Origin of the sequence: Enterococcus sp. DIV1639a (assembly GCF_050530445.1) — a bacterium.
Taxonomy (GTDB): Bacteria; Bacillota; Bacilli; order Lactobacillales; family Enterococcaceae; genus Enterococcus_B; species Enterococcus_B hirae.
The window spans coordinates 2,460,841-2,473,221 of sequence record NZ_CP172886.1; the positions used below are offsets into that span (position 1 = coordinate 2,460,841).

8 protein-coding genes are annotated in these 12,381 nt (G+C 37.0%); all 8 read right to left on the reverse strand.

From position 1 onward, the window contains the following. Window positions 1–8 precede the first annotated feature (8 nt). Window positions 9–356: a PTS lactose/cellobiose transporter subunit IIA gene (locus IGJ32_RS11245; RefSeq protein WP_063627568.1), complete on the reverse strand. Its 348-nt coding sequence runs from the start codon at window positions 354–356 to the stop codon at window positions 9–11. Between the two features lie 14 nt (window positions 357–370). Next, window positions 371–1,654, reverse strand: coding sequence for a PTS sugar transporter subunit IIC (locus IGJ32_RS11250; protein WP_342082170.1), 1,284 nt, complete (start codon window positions 1,652–1,654; stop codon window positions 371–373). A gap of 6 nt (window positions 1,655–1,660) precedes the next feature. After that, complete coding sequence (locus IGJ32_RS11255) at window positions 1,661–1,978, reverse strand: PTS sugar transporter subunit IIB (RefSeq protein ID WP_196763502.1); 318 nt, start codon at window positions 1,976–1,978, stop codon at window positions 1,661–1,663. Between the two features lie 364 nt (window positions 1,979–2,342). Beyond that, window positions 2,343–3,086, reverse strand: coding sequence for a hypothetical protein (locus IGJ32_RS11260; RefSeq protein ID WP_081128783.1), 744 nt, complete (start codon window positions 3,084–3,086; stop codon window positions 2,343–2,345). A gap of 481 nt (window positions 3,087–3,567) precedes the next feature. After that, entirely contained in the window at window positions 3,568–5,208 is a 1,641-nt protein-coding gene (locus IGJ32_RS11265) for a hypothetical protein (RefSeq protein ID WP_342082167.1), read from the reverse strand. A 306-nt stretch (window positions 5,209–5,514) separates the two neighbouring features. Next, window positions 5,515–6,210: a DUF4767 domain-containing protein gene (locus IGJ32_RS11270; protein WP_373169230.1), complete on the reverse strand. Its 696-nt coding sequence runs from the start codon at window positions 6,208–6,210 to the stop codon at window positions 5,515–5,517. A 565-nt stretch (window positions 6,211–6,775) separates the two neighbouring features. Then, the gene (locus tag IGJ32_RS11275; protein ID WP_342082166.1) at window positions 6,776–8,425 is read right to left on the reverse strand and encodes a hypothetical protein; all 1,650 of its coding nucleotides are present in this window, start codon (window positions 8,423–8,425) and stop codon (window positions 6,776–6,778) included. Window positions 8,426–9,220: 795 nt separating this feature from the next. Further along, window positions 9,221–12,376, reverse strand: coding sequence for a type I restriction endonuclease subunit R (locus tag IGJ32_RS11280; protein WP_373169229.1), 3,156 nt, complete (start codon window positions 12,374–12,376; stop codon window positions 9,221–9,223). Window positions 12,377–12,381 lie beyond the last annotated feature (5 nt).

Sequence of the window (12,381 nt, forward strand, 5' to 3'; positions counted from 1 at the left end):
AATACCTCCTATTTAGTTAATTTTTTTGAAAAGTTCCGAAACAACCGCACCATATGTTCACCAATCAATATCTCACTTTGTGCTGTCATCAACGTATCTTGCGCATGACAGAACAACGTAGAATAGCGGATCTGCTCTCCTGAAGCTTCCATTTGTAACGTATCTGTTTGCAAGCCGTGAGCAATCACCACTTCTTTATGTGCCGATTGAATCAATTTTTCTGCTTCATCGAACGCCATTTCCTCCAGTGCATTCAGACCTTTTACCAGTAATTCACGAGCATTACCTGCATGGATCAAAATATTCATCGATAATTCGTTTAGGCTATCTGTTTCTTCCACAAACTGTTGTGACATACTACTACCTCCAATTATTGAGCCGTTGAAGCTTGCATTGCTTTTGCTTGCGCCGCTTCTTGTTCTTCAGCAATTTTTTCTTGTTTTAATAATGAACTATCATATGCTTTAAAAAATGGTAAGAAAATAAACCATGTAATAACAAAGATCAACAGACAGACGATGACCGCACGGAAATCTTGAGTGGCTAAATAAGATGTAAATGGATATGGCATGTACCACAACAAGAATGATTGACTAGGAATATTCACGAAGCCCATATTCATCACCACATAAGAAATCGTTGGTACGATCAGTGCATTGATCCACATAGGAATCATCAAGTAAGGATTAAAAGCAATCGGTGCCCCAAAAACCAACGGTTCATTAATATTAAAGATCGAAGGGATAAAGACCGCTTTACCAATCGCTTTTAATTGTGCTGATTTACTTAACAGCAACATCATCACAGACAAGGCCAAGGTAGTCCCCACACCACCCATTGATGAAAAAGCATAACAAGTTTCTTGAGTAGCAATGTTCATTGCTTGTCCACCATTTGCAACAGCCTCAGCATTAGCAGCTAATCCAGCCATATATACAGGATAGATAGCCGGCATCATCATCCAACCTGAAATACCGAACGTATATAAAAAGACTGGGATAAAAACGGATAAGACAAAACCTGGGTAAGATTGCACGATTTTTGCCAATGGACTGAATGCCCAAACGACCACTTCAAAGAAGTCAACATTCATTTGTACCGTGATAAACCAACCAACGATCAAGATAAACGTAATCGGCAATAAACTATTAAACCACCCCACCACGAAATCAGGGATCGGTGTATCTTCATCGAAAAATGATCTTTTAGCAGCAAAATTCATCACACAGGCAACAAAAAGACCCGAAATAATCGCAAGAAACATGCCTGTAGCGCCAAACCGAGAAAGAATAAACGTAGCATTTCCTTCAGCAGATACTGTGGGAAATAGTAACATCATGAATAACACTAATCCGGTAGCACCTGAAATCAGCTTTTGACCGCTGTTTCCCTTTTTTTCCATGAGATAATAAGGAATCAAAAAAGAAACAATCAAACCAAACATCCCAAAAGAAAAATTACTAATCATTGAAAAATCAGGTAAACCTGCAAAAAGATTTTTTAGCAGAGAAACCACTGTGACTAATGACCCAACAAAAACTAACGGCAAAGCCGCCATGATCGAATCTTGGATCGCCGAGACCCAAGGATTCTTGACAATTTTATTTACTTTTGGCGCAAATTTGTTCGTCATGAAGTCCATAATTTTATTCATCATTCGTTAGCCCTCCATACTTAAAATCAGATCTAGTGCCTTATCTCCATTTAAAGTGCCATAGGTTGCTTGTGGAATGACTGCTACTTTCACGTTCTTTCCTTCAATTTGTGCTTTGAGATCTGCCAACATATAAGACAAATGCGGACCAATCAACAGATAATTGATCTCATTGATCCGTTCATCCAATTGCGACTCACTAGCCGCTTTTACAGTTACTTCTTCCCCTCTTTTTTTCGCTGCTTTTCGAATAGCAGCCGCCATAAATCCACTAGAAGCACCAGAACCACAAATCAACAAAATATTTTTTGCCATCTTTACCATCTCCCCTTTTTTTCTTACACGTTTAGTTTAGCTACCAAGGTATGCGCTTTCAAACTTACTTTTTTCCTAGGTAGCGGAAATTAATTAACGTGAGGTTCTCTTTTAGCTATTATAGGGTACACTCTCCACTTTTCATTGCTCCACAAGTCCTGTTGAAAAATGAACTATGATAGCCAGGTTCATCCCCTCTGTTGGCTAACATTCCTATGAGTATCCCCGTACTTCACTAAAAAAGAAAAACATTCCCACAAAAAAAGAGAGCCGACCAGATTCATTCTGATCACGGCTCCCCCACTATGACATTTTTTGATTTATGCTTTGTTATCAATAAACTCAGCATCCACTAATCATTCCTACCGTTACCTTAACCCAATGAAATCGGTTGGATATAATCTACCTGCCATTTTTGTTCTTTGTCTGAATAATTGAAATACCAGATCTGAGAAAAATATTGTCGCTGATGCTTGTACCCTGATAAGAGCAGGTTATTTTTTCGATCAATCGTATAATCATAGCAACTAAAATCAATTCGGATCGAGAAACTGTCTTCCTCTATTTGACGATAGTTCCCCAACTGTTGCAGGACGATTTTTTTAGTATGATTTTTAATACCTTCTGCTTGATTCTTTTGTAAGACTTGTTGATGCTCCAAAAATAATTTTTTCGTATAATAGCGCGAGGCTTTTTCCATTTTTTCATGTTCCCAAGCGTTTTGAATCGCAAAGAAGCTGGTTTCGATCTCTGAAAGCAATCTTTTCTTCGCTTTCTTTTTCCCCGGCATACGAGAAAATAGCTCTCTGGTCACATTGCGCTGTTCTTTCTTCCTTTTAAATAAAGCAAACGCCGCAAAACCACCAACAGACGCCCCCATTAATACATAGTCCTCGACGTCACCGTATGAACTCGATCGATAATACCCTCGTGATCGTCCGATGATTGGTCGATCGTCATAAAAATGATGTCCGACCGAGCTACCACTAAAACTTCCGCCAGATCCACCGCTTCTCGTTGAGCCACCTCCATGTCCACCCGCTACTGCAAAGCCCTGTACTGGCAAAGCAAATAAAAAGAACAGACACAACAAACAAGCCAAATAATGTTTCTTCATGTTCCCCCACCCCATTCATCTTCTGTTAGCAACAATCTAACGCTGAAATCCCTCATTGCTACACTAGCTCAAACGACAATTTCAGAAACTATGTTATCAGTCCATTTATTCCATACGTTACTTTACAATAAATTGACTAGCAATAACTTAGTTATGAAAAAAAATTAATAAACGAACAAATGAATGTTAAATCTGGTGTTCTGCTTGTTAAGTGTTAATCAATGCATTAAAAGCAAGACTGCTAGAAGATGATCTATTCAAATTCTGTATTAACCATTGACTGGGTGAAAAAGAATGCTTATAAGCGTAGAATCTCTGTCGAATCTGAAAGATTGCCTTATCCAATAATCATTGATGAAATTCATCATGAACTAAATAAGAATAAAAAAACACCTAGTGATCTCACTAGATGTTTCGGTGTCCCGTCTTTTACAAATAAAAACGAATCTTTCAGTTTTTTGTCCTAGTACGAATATTTACGTTACGCAATTTTTTTCGAAACGAAACATTTGCCGATCAAGAAACGAATAAAAACAAAAAGATAGCTTCCTAGACTGACAATAAAAGCAAGAATCATTGTAAAGGGATACTTAGAAGAAACTTCAATTACCGTTGTTCCTGCTTTTCCTTCAAATGTTGCTAATCCTTCATTGTTTTCAATCTTGGTATTTTGCCCATTCACTTTTGCTGTAGTTCCCCAGTAATCAAACACGGGTAACGTGATTTTTTTATCTTTAGCACCTTTGACTGTATAGACTATTTTGGAATCAGAAGCTTTATATGCTGCTGTTTGCCATTCATTGTCTACTCTTATTTCATGCTTTTGCACATGCTCCTTATATTTCATGGCTTCTAGTGGTGCATAGTCAAAGACCCCTCCAACACCTACAGTGATGTAACTACCTAGAGTGTCTTTATTCACCTCTAAATGGTCACCTAGTGTTGGCACTTTGTGATTATAATTGGCTTTAGTGGCTGCCGAAACAACAAACATGAAACAAACAATTGCTGCGATACTAAGTATTCTTTTTTTCTGACCAAATATCATCCTATTAAAAACAATGGATAAAATTAATGAGCCAAAAAGTACCTGAAACCCTAATATCCGCCAAGGAAATTGAAGCAATCGAACGGGTGTATTTTGCAATAGTGCCCATGGGACCAGCTTAGTTGATAATAACCAGGTAGCTACTGCAATCAGGTAAATCACTTTTTCCTTGCTCGTTAGCTTTTTAAAATACACAAGCGGAAGAATCAAAGAAACAATCCCGATAATCCCGATTGTAAAGGAGGCCAAATCATTATTCATGGCCCCAATCAAACTATCAGATACATTGATCGCTTGATTTTGCAGATCTGTTTTTCCTGGCTGATTGATGGATTGATACATGGTTTGCTTGAACATAGGATACCAAAAATAGGCCGTTAAAAGAATCGTCATTCCCACAGCTTTTGACATCTCCAACACCAAGCGAATGGTTTCTTCCTTATTTAGTTTATTCACAATCAGTTTGCCTATGATCATCATTCCAATGAAAAACGCACACATGAAAGTGGAGAGAACATGGGTATAAACAAGCAAACTCATACTAATTGCTAACGGGATCGCAGCCGTTGCTTTCTCATAGATCATTTTGTAAGCATAATACAAAACTACAGGCATAATCGTCAGTGCAATCGCTTCTGCAATCGCTGAACGATGGTAAATATCAATCGTTCGATAACTATAGAATGTATACAGACAGCTAAATAAAAAGGCAGCATCTACTCGCTTTAAAAATTTTTGACCATAATAAAACATCAATAGGATGGTACAAACATTCAACACCCATACGTACAAAATATAACTTACGATCAAATTATTGGTAATCCAATAAAAAATTACCGATGGAAAAAGGGTAAAGTAGGGGTAAAAATAGTTCACACCGCTGCCATAACTATTAAAAGTCGTAAAATTGATTGGTCCTGAGAATATAGAGGATAATCCTTTAATTCTGGAAAGATGAAATGCGATATCTCCTGTCGTAGAAATCGTTTGTGCATGCCTAAAATAATTCACAGAATAAAGACCCGCAATAAGTATTAATATAACAAATAAGAGCAATTTTTTCTTTGTTTTCATTAGTGACTCCTTTCAAAAAATCATAATAAGTATAACGTAATTATTGGAATTTTTCATAAATTTTTCTGTTTTATTTAGCAAATTATCCTTTCAGAAACAAAAAAAAGACTGAGACATCCATCTCACTCTTTACTCTGGAAACAGATAAATGGTGTTCAAGCATCAGCTCCTTGAAATAAGCCTGAATTTTTCAAAACATGAGGAGCTGTTTCAAAAAATTCTTTCTTATTGTCATCGGAGCTAACCGATGCTTTCACAACCTCTTTTCCAAGAAATTTTCTTTCTAAGTTTGGAAGGACGTCTCCTCTAGCTATTCACAATCCGCTCGAAACCGTTCTTCAATTCATTATTCTCAGTTTCTTTGAAATACAAATAATTGTTTGGGTTTCCTTGGTTTTGCTGAGTCACCATTACCTTAGGTTGATTTTGTTGGAAACCAAAGAAATACAAATGAGCTCCAGACGGTTTTGAATGATCGATATCAGAGTAGATCGCCACTAATTCAAATCCCGCTTGTCCTCTGCCATTTTCTGACCATTCTACGGTAACCGGTGTTTGATCAATCACCATAGACCATTGCCCATCAAAAATGTATTGTGGTACTTGCAATCCATAATAATTAGCATTCACATGATCATTGTAGCTTCTATACTGTTGTCCCATTTCCTGACCCCAAGTTGACATAAACGTAGCTAATTCAGTCGCCTTACTCGCATCCCAGCTATTTTTTTCAACTGGCTGACTACTTGGTGTCGCAGACTCTGCCGTTGTAGTTTGAGTTGACCCTGATGTACTCGTCGCCGTGGACTCTGTTTTTACCTTTGTTTCTGATGAGCTGGATGATTCAGTCTTATCAGATTCTTTCGTCGTTGTTGAACCTGTCTTACTTGTTTTTGTAACAATAGTGTCTGTCGATTTACTTGAAGCATCTTTTGCCTGATCCGTTCCACAACCAGCTAGTACAAACAACAACCCCACAGCCAACAATATCCCCTTTTTCATTAATAAAACTCCTCCTTGATTGTTTCACTCATTCTAACAAACCAAACTTGAGATTATGCCGAAAATTTGAAAAATTATTTCTAACCAATCCCTCATCTGCAAACTAGAAAATTGGTTTAACCGTTACGAAATCAGAATCAGATACTCAAAAAAAGGTTTATGTAGATTTCTAAGGAGTAGTTCGCCATAGAAAATACTGATCAACTATAAGGAGACACGGAAAAACGCACCCCCTCATTTATCAATTATGACTAGTATCAAATACATCTAACTCTTTGTTCAGATATTCTCCGTAATTGCTGTGAATATGCAAAACTTAAACCATTAGGCACAAGAGAAACAGCTAAAACAAATAGACTGATACAATTAACAAAAAAATCCTCAACGTCCACCTTGTTTCTAGCGGTATCGTTGAGGAATACGATCATTGGTTGCTATTTCAAAAATGGCTGAAAATGGTGTCTCTAATAGACAATTTATTCACCCATAAAATAAAAGGCAACTCTATAAATTTTCTTTATTCATTTTCACGTTTGTTCTGCACTGCCATTCACTTTAGATCCCTTCATCGGAGGACCATTTTACTTTTCACTAAATTTTTTCTTCTTAGCAAATATCGAATAAAGATAAATAAAAAAGTTCCAACGCTTGTTAGTAATGCAAGAATCATCGTTGGCGGATAGGTAGAGGAAACCTCAATCGTAGTCGTTCCTTCTTTTCCTTTAACCGCTACTAACCCGTCATCATTTTCTATGCTAGTCGTTTGACCATTTACTTTCGCAACGGTTCCCCAATAATCAAACACAGGTAACGTGATTTTTTGCCCTTGCGCATCTTCCACTGTATAAATGATTTTTGAATCATACGCTTTATGAGAACTATTTTTCCATTCATCCCCAACTTTTACTTCATGTTTTTTCAACTGTTTTTTGTATTTCAGTGCATCAGACGGTGCATAATCATAAAGTCCCCCTGTCCCTGAAGTCGTGTAATGCTTAATCTCTTTTTTTGTCATAATCAGACGACCGTTATAGGATTGGATTTTTTGCGTATAATTTATTTTCGTTACTACTGTTAGTGTCAAAAGCAGGAGGACGATTCCGCCAATCCACCATATACTTTTTTTCTGATCTGGTCTGCATTTCAAAAAGACCATCACCAAGATCAATGATCCGAAAAGCACTTGAAACCCTAAGATTCTCCAAGGAAATTGAATCAATTGGATAGGTGTATTTTGAAAAAGAAACCATGGAAAAACATTCGTCGATAAAAACCACGTAGCTACTGCACAAAAATAAATGACTCTTTCTCTTCGTTCAAATCTTTTCAAAAAGAAAAGCGGAAGGACTAATGACACGACACCAATCGTTCCCATTGTAAATGTCGTCAAATCATTAGTCATCGCACCAAACAAACTTTCAAAAATGTTCACTCCCCGCTCCTGAAGGTTTGTGCGGAAAGGACGATTGATGCTTTGATGCAGGACTTGCTGCAGCATTGGGTACCAAACATACGCTGTTAAGAGAATCGTCCAGCCGACAGCTTTTGCCATTCCAACAAACAAGTCCAAAACATTTTCTTTCTTTTTTCGTTTAGCCAAAAGTGAACCGATAAACAAAAGCCCAATAACTATTACGCTCATAAATGTAAAAAGAGCATGCGTATAAATAAGCAAACTCATACTAACAGCTAAAGGAATCACACAATTCTTCTTTTCAAAAAGAAGTCTATACGTGTAGTAGAGGACCACTGGCATAATCGTCAGAGCAATTGATTCTGAAATCGCTGAACGTTGGTAAATATCGATCATTCGATACCCGTAAAAAGTATAGAAACAACTAAATAAAAATGCCGCATCTACACGTTTAAAAAATTTCCGTCCGTAATAGAAGGTGATGAGGATTGTACACACATTCAGTACCCAAACATATAACATATAACTTAAGATCAAATTATGGGTAGTCCAGTAAAAGATCACAGCTGGAAATAGGGTTAGATAAGGATAAAAAAAGTTGACCCCACCACCATAACTATTGAATGTAGTAAAATTGATCGGACCCGAAAATACAGAAGCCAATCCTTTGATCCTGGAAAAATGAAAAGCGATATCTCCTGTCGTTGCGATCTTTTCTGTATTATTAAAAAAGATAAAGGAATAAGTGCTTGCAATAGCTATTAGCAGAACAAACAAAATGATTTTTCGATTGAATCTCATAACAATTTTTATTTCTCCTTTCATACGTCACTCTATTTGAAATGACTCAGTGATTATTCATTGGGTGAATCACTCTCATTTTTATCATTTCATATTAAAAGAGCTTGCTAGTTATGTTTATGACATACTTATTTTTCTTAACTAACATGAAATACACTATACCTAATCAGCAAGAAAATATTTTTTCTATTCTCTCACTCATTCATTATTTTTTTCATCTTTTGAATAATGAAAAGGTGTGATTATTTTCAACATATGAGTTAGTTACCTCAAAATCCATTATTAAATCTTAAGCTATCCATTGACGAATAGATGGTTTCATTGATCCCTTCTCCCTTCTAAACGACTGACAGATTTCAATTTATAACGTATGTGATTTTATCAAAAAAAAACTAGTTCTGTCATTTAATAACCTACAACATAGACATGAAAAGGCTTCACCAAGTTGATAATTAAAAATATCGTTATTTTTAATTAAAGATTTCTTTAGAACCTCAAGCTTATCCCTAACTCTAAAGCGCTGTTTAAGCAGTAGCCTCTTGAAATAAGCCGAAACCAACAAAAAATAGTCCCCTATCTCTAGATACCCATTGATAGACTTTATCGTGCCAAATTTCATTAAGTAACGTACTTTCTTTCAAAAAAACGTAAAAAACATTTATTAAGATGTTGGAATATGAGTAAAAAACCAGGTTAACTCGTTCATGAGTTAACCTGGTTTGGTGGGTGGGGTGGATAGTGTGGGATGTATAACATGAGTAATCTCTCTATGATTTTTTTGGAAACTAATCCAGTTTACCTCAACTCATTCTCAAGAGGAATCAATTCATCATCTAACATCTTGCGCCATGCTCGTTTCATTTCTTGTGGATATTTAAAAGGCTTCGCTTCTGGGTGATTAGCTTTGTATCCTTCGTAATTCATACTGTTGATAATTGCTTTCATATTAGGTATTTTAGTCTCCCCAATCATATATTGCATATTCGAAGCATGTAACTCTTTCTCTGAAACGAACCATTCATTAGAGAAAGTATGAATCAACTGATCTCTCGCTTGTGTAAAGTAGTGACGTTTGATAACAAAAATATCATCTTTACTATCTAATGTTCCTAGGTCAAACGCATTTAAAATTTGACGATAAACTTCTTTCACACCTTCAGTTTTATTCAATTTCGTCAAAGCTTTCTCAATTTCTTCCCTGGCATCGGTGCTGTTTGCTGCGTAAGTCCCTAGCAATTGATCAATATAAGTAGAATCAATATCGTACAACTTAATCGTATGTTCATTATAGAATTCAATCGTAGAAAAATCTTGGTCCTTGCCATCAGGTACTACCTTTTCTTCCATTAAAGAGCCCTTTATAGTCTCGTATACACCGATTTGTTCTTCTAAGAGTTGGATCTGATTATTCAAAGTCGGAGAGGTTGCCATATCATCATTGTAATCATCATAGGTTACTAATGCTTCATAGGCTCGATTTAATTCCTGAAATGCTTTGACATATTCTACACGTGTTTCAATCGGCGAATGCTCATCAATTGATTCAATCGGCGAAAATTCTTTTAACTTACTATACGCTTTTTTAAATCTTTTTTTCGATTCTTGATAATTTGGATAAATCAAGCCTGATTCTTCTTTTGCTTCTGAATACAATTTTGTTGCATCTGCGACATTCTTCTCCATTGTCGCTGGCTTGCGGAATGTAACGATTAATCCTTTTGTTTTTTCCGGGTACGTACGGTTAGTACGCGAAAAGGCTTGAATCAATCCAGCATACTCTAAATTACGATCCACAAATAATGTTTGAATCGTTGGCGCATCAAATCCCGTCAGTAACCGATCTACCACGATCACTAAATCAATTTGTTTCCCAAATTGTTTGAACTCCGCTCTTTTTCTTGCTAAACGATTATTGATATCCCCGTTATAACGTTCAATATCCGCTAATGACCATGCGGTATGGTAATACTGATTGTATTCCTCGATAATTTTCTGCATTTCCTTTTGTTGCGCACTAGAATCTTGGGTATTTTCCTCTAAAGAATACGTAATAGCGATACGTGGAAAATCAAGATCTTCCATCGTTCGTCCTTCACGAATGGGCTGATCTGGAAATTCTTTTGTTAACCAATCAGGTTCTTTCGTCATTTCTTTGATCGCTCGATAATATTTTTTAGCCATGTCAATGGAACTTGTGGTTAAGATCGCAGACTTTGTCGGACGACCATTTCGAAAATCGAATTTCGTATAGGCGTTATCTGGACGAAATATTTTATGGATCACTTTCTGGATATGTTCCTCTACTTCAAAAGTAGCTGGTTCCAAGTAACTTTCTTTCTTGATAGGTTCCATTTGATCAATCATCTGATTGATCTGTTCTGGTGAATAGTCCACATATTTATCTACTTCTTTTAATTTACGGTAAATTTTATTCGCTAGCGAAGTTGGCTCAACTGTATCTTCATGCTCTACTTGAAATCCTAAAACGGAACCATCTTCTAGGGCATTCTTGATAGTGTAAGTATGCAACACTTCTCCATATTGATCATGAGTCGTACGTGCCAGTTGCCCTTTGGCTTGCTTCCGGTTTTCAGGAAAAATTGGCGTGCCTGTAAACCCAAACCAGGTAGAGTTCGGAAACATTTTTTTGATTTCTTCCATATTTTCAGCACTTAACGCCCGATGGCACTCATCGACCACAAAAACGATGTGTTGACTCATCAATTTTTGGAAGCGATTGGTTCCTTTTTTCTCTTCTTGTTTCTTCGCATATTTCAATGCCGCATCCAGTTTTTGACGAGTGGTGATGATCACGACATTCGCATTGGCATCTGCTAGTAACGTCTCACTTAATTCTTTGGCACTTCCAGTTCCTACAATCAAGCTATTCGCTTTGGCATTCCCCGAAGAAATCCCCGTATTAAATTCGGAAGCAAATTTTGTAAACTCCGTGGTGGTTTGATTATCTAAATCTTTGCGGTCCACTAACATAATCGTCCGATCAATCCCCGATTTTCGAGCCAGTAGCTTAGTAGATACAAAGCTGGTCAATGTCTTGCCTGAACCAGTCGCATGCCAAACATAACCTGATTGATGTTTATTTGCAGCAATAAACAATGCTTGGATCGCATGGACTTGATAAGGATGTAACACCATGAGCGTTTTATTGTCTTGATCTTCACTAACGATCGTGTAATCCGCAATCAACCGATGAGCATCTGGAATATTTAATACTTGCTTACAAAATTCATATAAATTCTCTACTTTTTCATTGTCTTTCGTTCGCCAACTAAACAAAAACTTGCGATGTAAGTCTTTCGGCAATGCGTTCGCAAAATAACGAGTCGTTTGCTCATTTGACACAACGAACAACTGTAAAGTCGAAAAGATATTGTTCCGAAACATTCCTTCTTCTGCATATTTTTTGATTTGGTTAAATGCCTGATAAACACCATCTTTAGCGGTCACTTGCTTTAACTCGACTTGTACGATCGGCAAGCCATTGATCAGTAACGTGACATCAAAACGGCGATCCCGTGCGTCTGCATTACTTCCTTGTTTCGCAATTTGATGTACTACTTCATAGGTAGAGATCCCCCCACCAATATCTTGGTTCGAATAAAGAACCAATGAGATAGAGCCTAACTGCGAATCTTCCCGTTCAATCGTGATCCGTGCCATGCCATTTTCACCTTTCAACCATTTGGCAGCATCAAAAGGTGTTTGCGTTCGTAGTAATAATTCCGTTTTGATCGTTTCAAATTCCCGATCGGTCAAAGGAGAATCATTCAACTCTGCTTGATTATTAAAAACAATTTTTTCTCGAAGATTCTGCCACAGATCCGCTTCTGATTTTAAATCTGGACGATACGTCCACTGATTATGTCCTTCTCCAAGTACACGGATCAACTGTTCTTCGACTTCCGCTTCCTCACGGTGACTAATTTTCATTTTTC

Bases quoted from the DNA above. Each gene is read 5' to 3' on its own strand.
- IGJ32_RS11280 (WP_373169229.1), bottom strand. From the start codon at position 12,376: ATGAAAATTAGTCACCGTGAGGAAGCGGAAGTCGAAGAACAGTTGATC.
- IGJ32_RS11250 (WP_342082170.1), bottom strand. From the start codon at position 1,654: ATGAATAAAATTATGGACTTCATGACGAACAAATTTGCGCCAAAAGTA.
- IGJ32_RS11245 (WP_063627568.1), bottom strand. From the start codon at position 356: ATGTCACAACAGTTTGTGGAAGAAACAGATAGCCTAAACGAATTATCG.
- IGJ32_RS11275 (WP_342082166.1), bottom strand. From the start codon at position 8,425: ATGAGATTCAATCGAAAAATCATTTTGTTTGTTCTGCTAATAGCTATT.
- IGJ32_RS11260 (WP_081128783.1), bottom strand. From the start codon at position 3,086: ATGAAGAAACATTATTTGGCTTGTTTGTTGTGTCTGTTCTTTTTATTT.
- IGJ32_RS11255 (WP_196763502.1), bottom strand. From the start codon at position 1,978: ATGGTAAAGATGGCAAAAAATATTTTGTTGATTTGTGGTTCTGGTGCT.
- IGJ32_RS11270 (WP_373169230.1), bottom strand. From the start codon at position 6,210: ATGAAAAAGGGGATATTGTTGGCTGTGGGGTTGTTGTTTGTACTAGCT.
- IGJ32_RS11265 (WP_342082167.1), bottom strand. From the start codon at position 5,208: ATGAAAACAAAGAAAAAATTGCTCTTATTTGTTATATTAATACTTATT.